The following is a 17,134-nucleotide window of genomic DNA, read 5'->3' as shown; positions in this document are numbered from 1 at the left end:
TAGTTATTTCCTCTCTATTTATCATAATCTTTCAAGAAAATATTTCCTGCCTTAGAGGAGACTTCGATTTGTGCTGACTCTCCTGCTTTTCGTTGGAAATGTAGAATTTTTTGTGTATCTCCATTTCTTTCCTGCATGGTTTCACAATTTGCAAAGCGATAGTTGATGGTTCCGATTCCTGTTTTTGCAGAACCTTCGATACCGACTGCTTGCGGCAGTGATACTTTAACATCGCCATTGACCGATTGCGCTTCGATTTTCTTCAAGTTATTATTTTTTGCAGTTAGTTTAATGTCCCCATTGATTATTGAATACTCTGATCGAACGGTATCTGCTCTTGAAATAATTGTTCCTGTTACTGTTTCAATTGACGCGTCTAAAATTTCACCTTCACGAATCTCGACTTCATTGTTTGTACCTTCAATTTCCAACATGGAAGAATCCAGTGCTTTAATCAGTACTGTCCCATTCGTTGCTTTAATAGCAGCATTTTTTGCCACAAGCTCTTCAATCATTAAGTCCCCGTTCAATAAGCGAACGGATAAGTTATTGTATTGCCGCTTCGGTAGATGAAAGGTCAATTTCGCATCAACTCTTTTATTGGGTACGTGAAACAAAACTTGATAGTTATTCGCATCAATTCGACTACGTTCTAAGAATGCATCGACAGGATCTGGCTCGTCCATTTGCCCCAGCAGAGCAACGGATGCTTCAACCTTGATGTCGTTAATCGCTTCATCCTCCCAAGTTTTCAGAATGACCTTTCCCTTTGCTAATTTAATATCAATGGTCTGGGCATCAATGTCTTCGAAGGTAAACTGATGCGTGAAATGAGTTTTCGCTGTCCCATAAAACTTTTTATTGATACTTTTCCAGTCAAAATCACTATTATTGACCGTATCACTCACTGTTTTTGCTGCACGATTCACCACTCGTCCAATCCGACTGGCCCAGTCGTTCGGCTCCACCTGTGGACGATCCATCGGTCGGTATTTTTGCTCTTCAAAATCATCAGGAACTTCAAAGAAGCCATCTGATACATATGGTCTTTCTGGTGAAGCAAGCAGATCCTCATCTATCGCTTTTCGCTCATGCTTTAATAACTCGATTTCCTCTTCAAGTTCCTTCAATTCAACCTTCATTTGTTTATAAAGAGCTTCATTTTCTGTTGAGATAATTCCTAATTCAGCCTCTAGACTTAATTCTCTAAATATTTCTTTTTTTTCTCGTAATGTCTCTACTTTGGTTTGCAGCGCTTCATCAAATTCATCAATTTTTGACTTTACTGGATCATTTTCTTTTGACTCAGGCTCCGCACTATTTTCCCATTCATCAATCATACTAGCAACACTATCAGAGGAGTACTTTTTTTCTTCTTCGATGGCTTCTTCTGGAATTTGTATTTCTGGTTCCTGTTCAAATATTTCCTCAACGGCTTCTTCCTCTGAAATGTCCAACTCTTCTTCGCTCAATTCTATTTCCGACTGAAAGGAGTCAGAAAAATCTGTTTGTTCTTCAAATTCGATTTTCTCTTCAAAGGATACCGGTTCTTCTATATTTGTTTCATTTTCAGACTGCGGTACTTTTTCTAAATCAGATGATGCTTCAGATTCTGATTGGGAGGCTTTTTCACCTTCCCCCTCTGTTTCTTTTAATCCAAGACTTTCTAATAAATCCAATCCTTCTTCTGGAGATAAGATGCCTTTTTTAATTGATTCTAAGATTTTTGACCGTTCATTCATACTGATCTCTCCTCAACGATTTGTTCTATGTTCCTATTATGCACAATCATTTTCACCTCGTCATGGGTCGAAAGGACTATCTTTTATCCATTAACTAACTAAAAAAAAGAGCAAAACGTTTTTAAACCGTTCGCTCTTAGATTTATTAATAAAGATTGAATAGATCAATCGTTGTTTTAAAAATTAAAAATCACTCCATGCATCATCAGCAGTAGTTTCAGCTTGCTTCGGCTGGCTATTGGCTGTCTGAGTGTAAGGCTGTCTACATTCACGAGAAGTACTTCCCGCTTTTGGCATGACCATCATTAATAGAAAATAAAGGAAAATCGGTGCGCCTTCTAAGAAAAAGACACTGAGAACAAAGGCTACCCGAACCATCGTAGGATCAATACCAAAATAGTCTGCGATCCCCGCTAGTGTCCCCGTTAATACTCGATTGTTTTGTGATTTCATCATTTTTTTCATTTTCATTCTCTCCTTTGAATTTTCAAAAAACACTTTTTTTAGGGACGCATTTTTTATGCTACCTGTTCATTACTTTTCCTGTTTGCTATGTGTTTTTATCTTATGTCTCTATTATGCAGAATCTGCATTGATTCGTCATAGGTCGAAAGGCCGATTTTTTGTCTAGTTATTTGGTAGGAGTTCTTCTAGTGCTCGTGCAAAACATTTAAATCTAGTTTCATTCGTAAAGTGTGGTAAAGTAACTTTTATAAATAGGATGAATTTTTTGAAAGGAAGCGTTTAGTTGATTCAAATTCGCGAAATGACCATGCAGGACAAGCCAAGACTGCGTAAACTTTATTTAGATAGTCGTAGAAAAACATTTTATTGGGACGATCCTGAGTTGATGCACATGGAAGACTTTGATCGTGATACGGAGGATGAATGTGTCTTTGTTGCCGAGTCGAACCAAGCAGTCGTTGGCTTTATTTCCCTATATGTACCAGATAGTTTCATTCATTGTTTGTTTATAGACGACCGCTTCAAAGGACAAGGTATTGGGCATTTGCTTTTAAGCGAAGCCAAGAAGCAGCTAACTCTACCAATGCGTTTGAAATGTCTGTCTCGCAATACGCCCGCATTGGCCTTCTATGAAAAGGAAGGCTGGGAGAAAGTGCACGAAGTAAAGGTGCATGATGCTTATTGGCAGATGATTTATCGCTAAGTATTTTGAATAAAAACAAACAAAAAATACATACGTTCAAAAAAACGCTTGTATTTCCATTGATATCATGTGAAAATAAACACACAAGTTCTTCAGGGCAGGGTTTAATTCCCGACCGGCGGTGATAGTCCGCGAGCCTTTTGGCTGACTCAGTGCAATTCTGAGACCGACAGTACAGTCTGGATGGAAGAAGAAAAGTGTGTGTTTGTTGATCCTTCAGATAACAAACGCTATTTGATGAATCAATACACCCTTTTTCTACTTTGACTGTGCCTTGCAAATGTTGTTGTAAGGTTCTTTTTTATGTTTTAAGAAAGGTGTGTTGAAATGAAATTTACTGCAAGAAAGTTAGTGATGATCGCAATTTTTGGTGCTCTCGCCTATGTACTGATGCTTTTCAAGTTCCCGCTACCCTTTATGCCGCCATTTATGGATTTTGATTTGGCTGGGGTACCGGAATTATTGGGGACCTTTCTGTTAGGACCCGTTGCTGGGATCTTTATCGTGTTAATCAAGCTCTTAATTAAACTAGCTACCGTGGGTACAGCCTCAATGTTTACTGGAGAAATTCAAAATTTTATTCTAAGTATCAGCTTCATTTTGCCTGCTAGTCTGATGTATCGGCGATCAACATTTAAAAATTCTGCCTTAAAAGGGATGCTGACGGGAACCGCCGTCGTGACTTTTGTCGCTTGTCTATCAAATGTGTATTTTATTATTCCTTTTTATACCAAGCTGTATGGTCTTTCAATGGAAGCCATTATTGCTATGACACAAGCGGTGAATCCCATGGTGGACAGTGTTTGGAAACTAGTAATTATCGGGATCATTCCTTTTAATTTGATCAAATATGGTGTCACCACTGCGATCGTTTACTTTTCTCTGGATCGCTTACGCTCAATTTTTCTTAGACGGGAGTTTTTATAGTGGAATTTCAAGTAGCAGTCGAACATTTTTATCAAAAGCTTGGCCGAAAGAAGATTATGGCACTAGCGACTAGTTTGAATGACCATGTCATGGTGCGAAATGTCAGCGTCATTATTCATGAAGGGAAAATTCTCTTTAAAACAGATAAGAATTTTCGCAAAACCAAGCAGCTTTTGGAAAATTCTCAGGTAGCAATTTGCTATTGGGGCGTTCAAATCGAAGGTATTGCTATCAATCATGGATTAGTCGCAGATCAGCCGGACCAATCCTTTCAAGAGCTGTATCAAAAATATTGGGAGAAAAGTTACAACGCCTATCCTCATAAGGAGAGCGAGATTTTGATCGAGGTCGTTCCCAAACTGGTTGAAATCTGGGATCAAGATCAAGACGATAAGGGCTTTCAATTGTTCATTGATTTTGAGCAGGAAAAAGCTGAAATAGAGAACTATGATTAGGCTAAAAAAAGTCCTGCTTTTAAGCTTTCTATAAGCTAAGGATCGTACACTTTAGTCGTGGATGAACTTGGTGTTTAAACTCAGAAATGGGACTTAAAACGACGGTTTGTTTCATTTAATACNAGGTGCAGGTTCGATTCCTGTCATCCACGTTGGCATCGTAAAAAGCGATCAGGATTGTAAAAACAATCTTGATCGCTTTTTTGAGTCTCTAGAAGATATCCATTCTTTAGTTGTCTTCACTTACCAATGCTATATAATTTTTGTTGAGGTGAAGAAATGAAGATTGAAGAAAAATACGCTATTAAAAAAAGATTTTTAATTGCTTACTTTGTGCTGCTTTTTATTGGTTTACTGCTGACAATTGGCAGGTGGCTTAGTGTGCCGATGCCAGCGTTTGTACTTATCAACGCTGAAATCCATTCACACATCTCTAATCTATCCTTGAGTATGATTTTTTACTTAGCAATTGGACATACTTGGTTACTTTCTGGAATAAAGTTTCGTTGGATTACTCTGCTTGGTTTTGTGATCCTGTTAGGAAATTTGATTTGCGAGACGTTGTTAGACTTTATAAATACACCAGATATCATTGATGCTGTTTATGGTTTAATTGGCACAAGCATTGGCTTTGTTTACCTGTTTATTACCTATAAATTTGGCTTGGTTGAACTGAAAGAAAAATAAGAGGCTCCTCGTTCAATAAGCATTCGATGCCTAAACTCCCTCATCATTTTCCACCGTCATTTACAAATGAAACCATTTACATTACTTATTTGTGACTGTAGACTTAAGGTAACACGACGGTGGATGTGATGAAATGGAGATTAAAGCAATCGTCTTGGATATCGACGGGACTTTATTAACTTCAAAGAAAGTAATTTCAGCAAAAACAAAACAAGCCTTAATTACCGCTCAGGAGAAAGGCATTAAAGTAATTTTAGCTTCAGGACGCCCTACTACTGGAATGTACACACTTGCAAAAGAATTAGAAATGACCAAATATGAAGGTTATCTTGTCTCTTATAATGGTTCGCGAGTGACAGATTGCAAAACAAAGGAAGTGCTTTTTAATCAAGCAATGAGTGTTGAAACGGGACAATCAATTCTAGAACATCTGAAAAATTTCGATGTGCTGCCGATGATTGACAAGGAAGATTATCTTTATGTAAATGACGTTTACAACAATACGTTGAAATTACCCGACGGCGATTTCAATATCATTGAGTACGAAGCACGCGGCGGGAATTTTAAGCTTTGTGAGATTGATGACTTAGCAGCCTTTGCCACATTTCCAATCAATAAAATTTTGATTGCGGCACAGCCTGAGTACCTTAAGGAACACGTAAAAGCAATACACGCGCCTTTTGATGAGACAGTTACCGCAGCATTTTCTGCACCCTTCTATTTTGAGTTTACTGACAAAGGGATCGACAAAGCCAAAGCACTGAATACTGTTTTTCCTGACTTAGGCATTCATTCTTATAATATGATCGCATTTGGCGATGGACATAATGACCGGTCAATTATTGAATATGCTGGAATTGGTGTAGCGATGGGCAACGCTGTGGAGGAATTGAAAGCGGTAGCTGATGATGTTACTCTCTCCTGTGATGAGGATGGTATTGCTGCAGGGTTGGAAAAATATTTATAAAATGAAAAAATTAGCCTATACTGAATGGTCCCAAAAGTTAGAGCAAAAATCTAACTTTTGGAGACCGATATTTTTATGAATAAATGTAGTTTTGAATTCAAATTGAACAGGGGTTAAGAATACTTTAATTTGCAAAATGTATATGGGATTTAGTAGAGACTCATTCGGTCAAGCTTGTGTGTGAATTCATACCGGAAGTTCTATGAAGAGGCAGTTGGCTGAAAAACACTGACTTTTCGGCGAACAACTTATACTATCTACCTGAATCCTTGCATTTTTTAATCATTCATCTGTGGATGTTGTGCATCTATAACAAAGTCTTTCCCTTCCACACCAAAATAGTCAGTAATTCGTTTTTTTAATTCCTTCATTGCTTGATTGGCATGCTGAGCTTGTTCTGCATTGACAGATTCCATAAAGAATATTGCCTCTTTAGTGGTTTCTGTTAGCATCGTTCGTTGTGCTTCTCGCCAATTTAAACAGCGACAAATAGCTCCTTCATCATCAAAGTAAATGATTTCTCCTGGTAAAGCCGGAGCATCTGACTCAGTGCCTAGTGGTAAAAACGATTCTCCGCCTGAAGCTTTACCTAAATGAATATTCCCTGCAATCCTCTCGAGATCTTCTCCGCCACAAGGGACCGCAAACTCCAACGAAATACTATTATAAATATCTACCAAAGGATTGATGGGATGAAACTCACGATTCTGACTAACCCTTTTTAGTAAAGCTTCAATCGATGAACGAGCACCTTTTTTGGTTTTGAATTGACTAAAAGCTCCTCGCCACTCTGCAATCACTGAATTATGACTAAAAGGCTCCTCTTGAATGAATTTCTTTGCGGCTCTTTGTCCCTGCTCTAACAAATCCTTTAGATAGGATTCTTGATCCTTTAGTTGATTATTATTTATTCCTTTAACGATCAATACATTGAGCTGTGCCTCTGGAAAAATCTCCCAAAATGAGGACTCTGCGATAAATGTTGTCATGTACTTACTCCTTTACTTGTTTTAAATACGGCCGTTTGTTTCCTTTTTTGACAGATACCCATTCCTTATCGATGTTTTCTACAACGGTTTTTAAGGTTTTGGAAAAAACTAAAATTTCCTGCTCTGATAAATTTTCCAGTGCTATCTGGTTTGAATATTCGTTTTCCAAACGAATGATTGGAACAAGCGTTGCTCCGTCAGAGGTGATAAATAAACGGCGAATTTTTTTATTCTGCAAATCTGCTTTCTTTTCAATCAAGCCTTTTTCCTCCAGCTTCTTAAGAGCGCGAGCTGCTGTTGTTCGATCAACTTTAATCATCTCAGCTAACTTATCTGGAATTATGCCGGGATTTTCTGATATTCGAATTAAATATAAGTACTGGCCCTTAGAAAGCTGATAATCCTTGAATACGATATTGGCGATTGAATCCAGAGCTCTGGCTATTTTTCCAATATCGCGTAATACATCGATCATCTTTAATCCTCCCTCTGAATGTACACTCATCATAATTTATTTTTGTTGCAAATGCAACAAAAATAAATTTATGCTCACACCAAATAAGCGTAGAAAGAACGAGTTTTCTACGCTTACTTTGCTTTTTCATTTCTTTTTTGTATGATTTTTTGACCAAGATTGGCCCAATCTAACGGTCGTGGTGGCGACAGCCAAACAACACATTCTTTCTTATAAGTATCACCTAGCGCTCGAGAATCCGTCAATAATATATCTGCCGATGCAAGGTCTGTTATGATTTTCGCGCCAACTAAATGAAAAAAATTCAAGTTCTCCGTAATGAATTGATTGTATAAACTTCCGAAAGAAAAATCGACATATACATTGATCGGCTCAACCAAGATCTCTTTCGGAAAACTATCCAAAACCAAAAAGAGATATTGAAGCAGAACTTGCTTCTTCTTTTTATATAATTCTGCATCCGTTTTCTGCAACTGTTTGACATAGGTTCGACAAAACTCCAATGCGGCAGGGTAGTTTTGTTGAAAATACTGGATATTGATCTCAGGCTGAATCGTCTCACTGGCACTGCTCGTCTCTAGTAATTGAAAATGCAAGAAACGACATCGGATCAAAAAAAACTCATTACGATCAGAATGATCCCTTAGCTTAGGAAAAGACGCGACGAGCTTATCTAACAAGTTCTGACTCCATTTTGCAATTTGCGTGTGTTTATCCAGTCTTAACCCGCTTCCTAAATCTTCTGAACGAGAATAATAGTAATACAGGAAGGCAGTCACTTCCGCTTCCCTATAGTCATCGGGAACAAAGCGAAAAAAAGAATCCGCCATTTCTCGTTTTATATCTGCTTCATCCAATAGCGCATCTTGCGTTTCTTTTTCAATATATTTCTGCTGCTGAATCCTTAAATTGGAGATATAAAGATAATGCGTTAAATTAATTTTTTGATGAACAGTCAATTTTGATTTTTCTAGCCGTTCTTGCTTTTCAAGCATACGATGCTCGTTTGTATGAGTAAAGACTTGGTAATGACACTTATAAATTCGAGAAAACAATTCCGTCAGAAACAGGCGAACATTTTTTTCACTTTCACCAATTAGTCGAAACTTCTTATCGATTTTTATTTCATAAGGAGACAGGTACTGATTCAACAGCTTGAAGTTGTTGTAAACAATAGGATAGCTGATTAGACGCTTTTCAGATAATTCATTCAATGATTTATACTTACCAAGTACTGCGTCCAATAATATGGTAAAACCGATGGACTCCTCTACGTATTTTTCTAAAAGTGTCTCTGAACTGGCCGTACCGGTAATCTGCAGCTGAACAAAAGGATCTTCTAGACAGAGTATGATTTCTTGACTCAATCCATACTTCTCAATGTCCTGAATCAATTGCTCAATCGTACTTTTTAGGACATAATTTGAAATCTCCAGACGATCCATTAGCTCCTTTTTTGTCAGTGCAAAATAAGGACTCCGCTCTAATAGCTTCAGCATCTGATACTTCCGCCATTCTTCTTTTGCTAATAAACTATCCAACAAGAGAATCACTCATCCTCGCTGTTAGCTGCCCATTCGCTTCTCCATATAAAACAACACCTGATAAAAGATAGGCAGATTGAGCGATATCCGCAAAATCATTCGGTGCACCAGCAGAACCGCCACTACTCTCTGGTGGTATAGCAGGCGAATTGATAGAGGAAAAGAAATCATCATCCAACGTTAATACTTGATTTTGAGGATGGCCTTTTAATTTCGGTAAATAAGGATCTGACTTTGGAAACTCACGAGGGCTTTCCTCCTGCTTTTCCATCACAGACCCCTCACCTAACTGTTCTTCTATTTGAATTGTTTCTTTTGGCGGCTCATCTTTTTCTTCGCTTTCTAAGATTACCTCAGCCTGCTGCGTTTCTGAGACAGTTGACTCATCAGTATCCATTGTTGATGAGTCATTAGTATATTGATCAGTTATTTCTTGGTCAGTATTTGGTACTGGAGTAATTGTATTGTACGGATCCAGCGGGTCATAAATAGCGGTATTGGCAAAGACATGTTCCGAATAGAGAAAAATCGTTGCCCCAAACGCTACCATCAATGAACGTGTCACCATTTTCTTCATTCCATCACTCCTCTAAAAGCATTTACTTACTCTCTTACTTGGTTGATTCGGTATAAACCGATTCCTAAACAAGACAGGTATAAAAACAAAATGACCCAACAATAAGTAAGATTTTTTTGCTTGTTTTTATCTTGAATCGTACGCATTTTGCTTAGTATTTCTTCTTTCATTTCTTTGGTTGGAGAACGGACAAGCTCGCCCTTTACGACAAATCGCTGATCTGTCTGAGTTGGTTTGTCACAGGTTATCAGGGTGATTTCTGCTCTCGTCCCTTCCTCCAGCACCTTCAGCTCTGTTTGCTGAATTTTTTTCGCCTCGCTGACTCGGTATTGATAGAGTTTGTTTTGTCGTTCTAAATAAATACTATCCCCAACTTTGACCTTCATTAATTTTCCAAATAGCAGGTTTGATCGTCCTAAATGATGTCCAACAATGACAACATTTTGATCATCAACCCTTCTTTCAGGAAATAAAATTCCCGCACCAATCAAAAGCTGCTCATTCGACAGACCTAGAAAAAGTGGCAAACCAATCTCAACTTCTGGAATAATGATCCGTCCAGCCGCTTGAAAAGTTTGTTTTTCTTTGAATGCTAAGACATCTGATAAATCAGGCGGCTGAACGGCTTCCAATGGGACTGTTTCAAACTGATTTGTCGTTTCAATCTGTTGCACAGAAGCTGTTTGTGTTCGAAAAATAATCAGCGCTTGCTTCATAAATGGGAGAAACAGCAGTGTGATTGCCACGCAGTAAATAAGACTGAGACTAATCCTGAGCTTTTTTGTCATTTTTTTTCTTACGCCAAACGAAAAATAGGATAAGTACTATCAGTAATAAAAGGCCAATTAAAAGATATATCCACGTATAATCTTTCTTAATCGTCACGTCAGAGTCATTCAGCCTTTTCGCTTCATCTGCTTTGATCTCGAAATCCTTTTCCAATGACCAATGGTACCGGTAGTTTTCTTCCTTTTGGCTTCCCTTAGCTTTAAAGGAAAAATCTCCGTTTTCCTCTTTTTGTCCATAGGCTTCGATCTTCATCGTATATTTTCCTGCCTTCAGGCGTTCCCCCTTCAAGGGCACAGATAAGTTGAAGTTAGAATTTGGTGCCATCTGCATTTCAGACTGTTCATCAGTGTACAACGCATCAGAGCTTCCTTTTTTGGTAATGATCGTTTTCGTCGCCAATTGATTCAAATAGGTTGCATTGGGATTTTGCAGATTTCCTTGTATGACGTTTCGAGCATTTCGTTGATTTGGATTCACCTGCTGCAGCTTCAGATCTGGATCGCCGTTTTCGGTTGTTTGACGCATTAGCAGAGCAACCACATAGGAATACTCATTTTTGATCGCTAAGCCCTTATCATTTTTATCGGAGGAGGTATTGGTTTGCTCTGATTTTTTTTCTTTAAAGGTAATTCCACCAGCGATGACCCCATCAAATTTTTCATTCGGCATATGTATTTTGACCTTGTATTCTGCTGCTGATTGAGGCTTCAATGTAACTTCCTCAGGCGCTTCTACATAGTCTTTTAAATTGTATTTTAATGTTTCGTCGGTTTTGATCTTATTTTCGCTGTACTCTACCACTCCATTATCATTCGTCGTTGCACTAGCGATTTGTGCTTCAACGACCACTTCTTTATCAGTATCATTGCGTAGATCAACGGTCAACGTATCTTCTTGATTTGGCGCTAATAATAGATCAAAGTAAGTTTTTTGTTTGTCAATTTGATTTTCTGACGGTTTAGGCGTTACCGCGAAATTAAATTCCGAAGCAAGACCTGGGGTTGCCACTAGCAAAGTACTTAAAAGTGTCACGATTAGCATCACAGTTTTTCTAAATTTCATCGTCTATTTATCTCCTCAGTGAAAGAAAGGGATGCTGAAAACATCCCTTCTTCGTCCTTGTTATTGATTAGTTTCCTGGTGTGTCACTAAGAACCCAGGTAAAGGTAGTTGAATATTTTTTCGCGTATTTTGTCGTTGAGCCAGGCACACTTAGTTCAATACTATCTGCACCTGTAGCCGCATCTGTTCCCCAATCAAGCAAGTAAGTTCCTGCCCCTTGACCATCCTTAGCTGACATTACATTCTTCAAGTTTCCAGCCGGATCAGCGACGATTGTTGCTTGGCCGGTTGGTTTTGCTGAGTCAGAGGCAGTGACGATATTTCCATTTTTAAAGGTAATTTCCGCACCTGTTAATTCATCTGCATCTGCTGTTTCAAACTGACTATTTTGTTTCATTTGTAAGGTCCAGCCTGTTTCAGATCCACGATTATCTGTTACTTGAACAAAGTTTGGACCCGTTTTTTCAACGCTGTCTTTATCAATGTATTTTTGTGCCTTCGCTTTGTATACTTCATCCTTGGAAGTAATCTTTTGTGTGCCGAAATCCAAGCTAGATGCATAGTCAATAGATAATGGTCCTGCTGTCCCTGGGTTTGGTCCGCTTGGATCCGTTGGGTCGACTGGTGTAACTGGATCAGTTGGATCAACGGGATCCACGGGTTTTGTTGGATCTGTGTTGGGTGTAAAAGTAATCACACCGTTCGAATCATAGTTGCCGCCATCTGCCGCAAATGTTGCTGCGGGCGCTAAAGTAATCCCCGCTAAAATTGCTGTTGCTAAAAATAAAGAACCAAATTTTTTCATGTGTATTTTCCCCCTAAGTTCGATTAATTTCCTGGTACGTCTGACAGACTCCATGTCAATGATGTACTATATTTCACTGCATCCTTTGGTGTACTGCCGGGTACTGCCAATGTCACTGCTTTTGTTACTTCCGCATCGACTTCATTACCGTCTTTATCTTTTTCCTTGACTGTCTCAACCGTTCCCCAGCGGTCAGCGTAAGTCCCAGCTCCCTGGTTTGCTTTTGCGGACATTACAAGACTTTCTGTGCCAGCTGGATCTAATTTGATCGTTGCAGCAGCGGTCGGAAAGACAGCCGTTGAGTTGCTTGATACGGTTGGATTGACTAACTGAACCTCGGAACCTGTCAACGTATCATTTAATGTGCTCGTTGCTTTAAACTGCCCGTTTTGTTTTACTTTCAATGTCCAGCCGCCGTTATTCCCGCGGTTATCTGAAACTTGGACATAGTTTGGCGTTGCAGCACGACCGTCCTTGAATTGCTGTGCTCGAGCATAGTAGACTTCGTCCTTATTCGTGATTTTATTAATCCCAAAGTCTAAAGAAGAAGCATAGTCGATAGATAATGGACCGTCTGTTCCTGGATTTGGACCAGTTGGATCGGTTGGATCCACTGGATCAACTGGGTTCGTTGGATCTGGATCGGTCGGATCAACCGGTTTTGTCGGATCAGGGTTCGGAATGAACTCAACCACACCATTTGAATCATAATCCACTGCTGCTGCGTATGAGGACAAGCCTCCAACTGTTGATAACGATAGTGCCGCTAACGTAGCGACTGTCATTAATTTCACTTTTTTCATTGTGTCTTCTCCTTGCATTGCTGTATTTTCTTTAAGGTACGTTTTTTAAACTCCATGTCAGGGAAGTTTGATATTTTTTTGCATATTTTACTGAGCTTCCTGGAACTGTTAATTGAATAGAGCTGCTGCCAGTGCTCTCATCTGAGCCAAAGCGATACAGCCATGTACCGATTCCTTTATCGTTCACAGCGGTCACAACATCCACTTCTGTATCCAACGGCAACTCAAAGGTTCCGTTTGCGAGTGGTGCATACGCACTTGAAAGATTAGAAATCATCTCCCCATTTTTAAAGGTCAATTTTGCTCCCTTTAGCTCCTGATTCTGAGCCGTTTGAAACTGCCCATTTTGTTTCACGCTTAATTGCCAGCCGGCACCAGTTCCTCGTACGTCTGTTACTTGGACATAGTTCGGTCCTTTTTTCTTCACACCATCAAAATCGGTATACTCCTGTGGAAGCGCTGTGTACGTTTCATCTTTAGTAGAAATTGCTTGACTGCCAAATTGAAAGCTGGAGGCAAAATCAAGGGAAAGACTACCGCCGGTGCCCACCGGTGGACCCGCAGGATCCGTTGGATCAATAGGGGTGACCGGTTTTGTTGGATCAGGAAGTAACGGATCAAGAGGTTTGATGGCTGAACCATCGCCACTTTGATACTTCATATGGGTATCCGTATCCTCAGCCTTTGCTGCCGTTCCCCCAACTGTTATCGTACATAGGAGAAGGAGAAAACTAGCAAATTGAATTTTTTTCAGCATTTTCAACCCCCTTCAGCTTAGAAAGGACAAGCGCTAATAAAGCAAATCCTAATAAGACTGGGAAGAAGCTGACCGTATCACCTGTGAGGGGAAGGATAGCTTCGTGTCCTTTATATGAAGGAAGCGTCCCCGCCAGTTCGGCTGTCGTTCCACCCGCTATTTTTTGTCCTTCCCCCTTTACAGAAGTGCCGTCTTTTTCTTCTTTATTCGTCTGATCCTTTTTAGGGTTCTCTTTTGGGTATTCATATTTTCCGTAAAATGCGGTGACCCCGTTACTATCATAGTTAGCCTCTGTCGCGTAGGCAGGTATCGTAGTAAAGAGCACCAGCAATGTCAACAAACTTTTTATTACAAATCGTCTCATCTACTCACCTAATTTCCTGGGACATCTTCTAGTTTCCATGATAATTTTCCTGAATACTCTCCTACTCGTTGTTTCTCAACTGGAACTTTCAAGTTAAAGCCTTTGCTGTCTTGCCAATCGGCGGAGATATTTTTAGACCCGTCAGAGGTAAATTCCCCGGATTCAACAATTTGAGTCGCTGTTGAGATTTGTTTTTCTCCTAATTGAGATGTGTAATACAAGGCCTCTTCCAGAGAAATCGTGCCATTTTTTAATACCTCTGATTGACTCAATGTTAAGCGCCATGGTTTTCTGGCTCCTCCTCGGGTATCTGAAACGACCAACTCGCCATTGACTGTTGGGCGGTAATTTTCTGTCTTGTTTGAGACTTGATTACTCCCGAAATCAAGTCCATCAGGAACAGAAGCTAGAGATAAATAACCTACGACTGTTGCTTTTGTAGCCGCTTTGAAGGTTGCATCACGATAAGTCATCTCATTTTTAGGATTGATGTTTCCGATTGCATTGTTTGTACTTGGACGATCTGCTTCACTCAACTCGGTAATTGGTCCGCTTTGATCTTGTAAAAAGAACTGCAAAACATCGTCTTTTACAAGCTGCAAACCCGAGATATCTATTTCCCATTTTCCATCCGCTCCAACCAGCTGTCCCGGAATTCCCGATGGCTGGTCATTAACGGTTAATGTTATAATGCTATTAGGTTCTCCAGTGCCCGTTAACTTTGTAGTAATACTTTGGATGGCGTCCGAATGATCTACTTTAGCGGGTTCTGGTGGAGTTACATCTATTACTGTCGTTTCTACCGGATCAGGTGTTACCCATGGACCACGTTCGGCAATCCCTGAAATCGTCTCTCCTGCTTTTTGAAATTGAACTGGATCGCTTGTATCAGTATAAGAAACATAGCCATTGGCATCCGTTGATAAATCCGTTCGAACATTTCCATGAGTATCTGTCAATGTCACCTTCGCTTGATTTTCTGATGCGTAAACTGGAATATACTTAATTTCTCCATTAACCAGACCATTATTATCAGGTACTTCTCCGATAATCACACGTCCTTTAATCGTTTTATCCGCATCTGTGACTGGCGTCCACTCTATCTTTGGATTTTGGTTCATTCCTGAAATTCGTCGATAATTGGCTTGTTTGAACTGATCCAAGCCACTAACAGAGGTGCTGATCGCTTCTCTGCTGCCACTTCCAGTTACCTGCAAACTTGGTACCTTTGCATAAGTTTCACTTGATGGACCAAGAACCGGTACACCAACCTTCCACAAATCAATATCGGAATCAAGAATTGAAAAAGTATTGTTTGCTTCATTTCCATATGCGATCTTGACAGCAGATTGACTGTCATTTAGATTTCGTAAATCATATTGTGCCGGACTATTTAATGTGAAGCTGTTCCCCGACCGACTGACACTGCCTGTTCCCGTACCATTTGCTGCTAAGTTAATCAATGGCTGATTACTTGTTCCAATGACATAAAAATAGCTGCCGGGCTCCGCATTCAAATAGGTATTATTATTGCTAAATGCAACAACTGAACCTGATGTTTGCTTACTCGTCAAGTTAACGATTGCCCCCTTTTTGATCGTCATGCCAGCTCCTGTATCGTCAAAACGTACAGCATTTCCCGGCATATCGACGTTATAGACACTGTTTTCTCCAACGGTTAAGGCCAAATAGTGATGATAGACAGCAGGATAAGTCCTACCGGAAGTCTGTGTCTGTCCGACGTCTACTCGACAATTCTTTCCTATCGTAAACTCTCGCGATGCTCCCGTTGAGTTGGCTCCAGCGGTAACGTTGTACCAAAAGACGGAAAAGTTATAGTAGTTTACATTTCCTCGATAATCGGTCCCGTCCTCCATGATCATACTCCCCAAATAAAAGTTTTCAGCACGAGTATCAATATCCATCTTGCCATAAACCCTCACCTCTGAGTGGGAAGCCCTTGCCAAGCGCTGCACACCTGGTTCAGTTGTGATATTTCCAAAGCGGTATTTCCATTTCGCTCCGTTCGTATAATTCAGCCGTGTACCAACAATATCTTCTGAAGAAGCGCCGACATAGTTTTGATTCAACACAATATCATGCATATGAAAGAGACCCGTGGTATTAGTTGGACTCCCTAACTGAATCGAAGAATTTCTAAAATCCACACGATTGCCCTGTCCATCAATTTCTAAATCATTTTTCCGTGAATAGCCAGAAAGACTTGAGTCAGAGGAACTAGGATTACTGAAGCTTGCCGTTAGAATAATTTTTGTAATGTTCTCATTACGCACAGCACTAACAAAATCAGCCCATGTACCTACTGCTTCTTCATCTGCTGCCAATAGACTGATATCCGTTTTTTCAATTTTAGAGTCATCTGTTTCCGTCTCTGATTGCTCCGTTTTCTCCTCTAATATTGAACTTTCAGTAGTAGCCTTCGTTTTCTCTGAATCAGAGGAAGATTCTGGTATCTCACTACTTTCAATGCTCTTACTAGAAGTATCTGAAGTTTTCTCTGCTTCACTCTCTGAGTCAAGCTCTTTTGAGACTTCTGTGCTCGAATCCATCGTTTCTTTAGCTTCCGCTATAAAAACATTCACATTTGGGAGTAAAATAATTAGTAATAAGAAAAAAATTAGTTTGCGTCGTTTCATTTCTTTCTCACCTCCTTCACATCCAGAATCCTAACATATCTAATAACTCATTTTTATAATTATTTTTTAAAAAACTGACAATTAACTTATAACCAATACTTTATTAATACATTTCTATTGAAACCAAAGAGATAATACGTGGATTATTGTTAAAAAAAATAATGTATGTTACATTACAAAGGAATAACAAAAAATGGTCATTTCTCCTAACATTTATAGAATACTTAAATAACGTATTATTTATAATAATTCTAATTGAGAAAATAAGAATTTTCATATAGACCAAATTTTTCTCTAAGGATTGAATATTTTTTAAATTTTTTCTTAATTTTTTTATATGAGCTAATTTCATAATTCGCTTTTATA

General features: G+C 39.3%; 18 protein-coding genes and 1 riboswitch. Of the genes, 5 read left to right on the top strand and 13 right to left on the bottom strand.

Annotated elements, in window-relative coordinates:
- Window positions 1–14: 14 nt before the first annotated feature.
- Together liaX and RV13_RS15245 are read right to left on the bottom strand one after the other, a co-directional pair.
- A complete protein-coding gene (gene liaX, locus RV13_RS15250; protein ID WP_028020127.1) occupies window positions 15–1,742 on the bottom strand; it encodes a daptomycin-sensing surface protein LiaX in 1,728 nt (575 codons plus the stop codon).
- Window positions 1,743–1,925: 183 nt separating this feature from the next.
- Window positions 1,926–2,207 carry a PspC domain-containing protein gene (locus RV13_RS15245; RefSeq protein WP_028020126.1) on the bottom strand — a complete coding sequence of 94 codons (282 nt, stop codon included), beginning with the start codon at window positions 2,205–2,207 and terminating at the stop codon, window positions 1,926–1,928.
- A gap of 283 nt (window positions 2,208–2,490) precedes the next feature.
- Here RV13_RS15245 and RV13_RS15240 point away from each other — a divergent pair, with 283 nt between their 5' ends.
- The 5 genes from RV13_RS15240 to RV13_RS15220 all read left to right on the top strand — a co-directional run bounded on the left by RV13_RS15240 (window position 2,491) and on the right by RV13_RS15220 (window position 5,946).
- Window positions 2,491–2,910, top strand: a complete 420-nt coding sequence (locus RV13_RS15240; RefSeq protein ID WP_060789434.1) for a GNAT family N-acetyltransferase — start codon at window positions 2,491–2,493, stop codon at window positions 2,908–2,910.
- 84 nt (window positions 2,911–2,994) lie between these two features.
- Window positions 2,995–3,109, top strand: a riboswitch (FMN riboswitch).
- Between the two features lie 128 nt (window positions 3,110–3,237).
- Window positions 3,238–3,837, top strand: coding sequence for an ECF transporter S component (locus RV13_RS15235; protein WP_010744209.1), 600 nt, complete (start codon window positions 3,238–3,240; stop codon window positions 3,835–3,837).
- Window positions 3,837–4,292, top strand: coding sequence for a pyridoxamine 5'-phosphate oxidase family protein (locus RV13_RS15230; protein ID WP_028020124.1), 456 nt, complete (start codon window positions 3,837–3,839; stop codon window positions 4,290–4,292). Before RV13_RS15235 ends, RV13_RS15230 begins: the two co-directional genes overlap by 1 nt.
- A gap of 279 nt (window positions 4,293–4,571) precedes the next feature.
- Window positions 4,572–4,979 carry a hypothetical protein gene (locus RV13_RS15225; protein WP_028020123.1) on the top strand — a complete coding sequence of 136 codons (408 nt, stop codon included), beginning with the start codon at window positions 4,572–4,574 and terminating at the stop codon, window positions 4,977–4,979.
- Window positions 4,980–5,112: 133 nt separating this feature from the next.
- Complete coding sequence (locus RV13_RS15220) at window positions 5,113–5,946, top strand: Cof-type HAD-IIB family hydrolase (RefSeq protein WP_028020122.1); 834 nt, start codon at window positions 5,113–5,115, stop codon at window positions 5,944–5,946.
- 278 nt (window positions 5,947–6,224) lie between these two features.
- On the opposite strand, the gene RV13_RS15215 is transcribed toward RV13_RS15220, so the two are convergent.
- From RV13_RS15215 to RV13_RS15165, 11 genes are all read right to left on the bottom strand, one after another.
- Complete coding sequence (locus tag RV13_RS15215) at window positions 6,225–6,935, bottom strand: B3/B4 domain-containing protein (RefSeq protein ID WP_028020121.1); 711 nt, start codon at window positions 6,933–6,935, stop codon at window positions 6,225–6,227.
- A gap of 4 nt (window positions 6,936–6,939) precedes the next feature.
- Window positions 6,940–7,410 (bottom strand): MarR family winged helix-turn-helix transcriptional regulator, encoded by a 471-nt coding sequence (locus RV13_RS15210; RefSeq protein WP_028020120.1) that lies wholly within the window; start codon window positions 7,408–7,410, stop codon window positions 6,940–6,942.
- Window positions 7,411–7,523: 113 nt separating this feature from the next.
- Complete coding sequence (locus RV13_RS15205; protein ID WP_245001358.1) at window positions 7,524–8,963, bottom strand: helix-turn-helix domain-containing protein; 1,440 nt, start codon at window positions 8,961–8,963, stop codon at window positions 7,524–7,526.
- Window positions 8,944–9,531 (bottom strand): hypothetical protein, encoded by a 588-nt coding sequence (locus tag RV13_RS15200; RefSeq protein WP_028020118.1) that lies wholly within the window; start codon window positions 9,529–9,531, stop codon window positions 8,944–8,946. The genes RV13_RS15205 and RV13_RS15200 overlap by 20 nt, the downstream gene beginning before the upstream one ends.
- 26 nt (window positions 9,532–9,557) lie before the next feature.
- On the bottom strand, window positions 9,558–10,319 hold the full coding sequence (locus tag RV13_RS15195) for a class A sortase (protein WP_010744197.1): 762 nt from the start codon (window positions 10,317–10,319) through the stop codon (window positions 9,558–9,560).
- Window positions 10,297–11,382 (bottom strand): WxLIP family cell surface protein, encoded by a 1,086-nt coding sequence (locus RV13_RS15190; RefSeq protein WP_060789435.1) that lies wholly within the window; start codon window positions 11,380–11,382, stop codon window positions 10,297–10,299. Before RV13_RS15190 ends, RV13_RS15195 begins: the two co-directional genes overlap by 23 nt.
- Window positions 11,383–11,449: 67 nt before the next feature.
- Complete coding sequence (locus RV13_RS15185; protein ID WP_028020116.1) at window positions 11,450–12,187, bottom strand: WxL domain-containing protein; 738 nt, start codon at window positions 12,185–12,187, stop codon at window positions 11,450–11,452.
- 23 nt (window positions 12,188–12,210) lie between these two features.
- Window positions 12,211–12,990, bottom strand: coding sequence for a WxL domain-containing protein (locus RV13_RS15180; RefSeq protein WP_060789436.1), 780 nt, complete (start codon window positions 12,988–12,990; stop codon window positions 12,211–12,213).
- 31 nt (window positions 12,991–13,021) lie between these two features.
- Window positions 13,022–13,747, bottom strand: a complete 726-nt coding sequence (locus RV13_RS15175) for a WxL domain-containing protein (RefSeq protein ID WP_028020114.1) — start codon at window positions 13,745–13,747, stop codon at window positions 13,022–13,024.
- On the bottom strand, window positions 13,722–14,111 hold the full coding sequence (locus tag RV13_RS15170) for an EF2685/EF0750 family sortase-dependent surface protein (protein ID WP_028020113.1): 390 nt from the start codon (window positions 14,109–14,111) through the stop codon (window positions 13,722–13,724). The genes RV13_RS15175 and RV13_RS15170 overlap by 26 nt, the downstream gene beginning before the upstream one ends.
- Window positions 14,112–14,119: 8 nt before the next feature.
- Complete coding sequence (locus RV13_RS15165; RefSeq protein ID WP_028020112.1) at window positions 14,120–16,768, bottom strand: pectate lyase-like adhesive domain-containing protein; 2,649 nt, start codon at window positions 16,766–16,768, stop codon at window positions 14,120–14,122.
- Window positions 16,769–17,134 lie beyond the last annotated feature (366 nt).

This window comes from Enterococcus raffinosus (assembly GCF_001886185.1).
Classification (GTDB): Bacteria; Bacillota; Bacilli; order Lactobacillales; family Enterococcaceae; genus Enterococcus_A; species Enterococcus_A raffinosus.
Note: the sequence above shows the minus strand (reverse complement) of the source record. Positions and strands in the feature narration are given on the sequence as shown.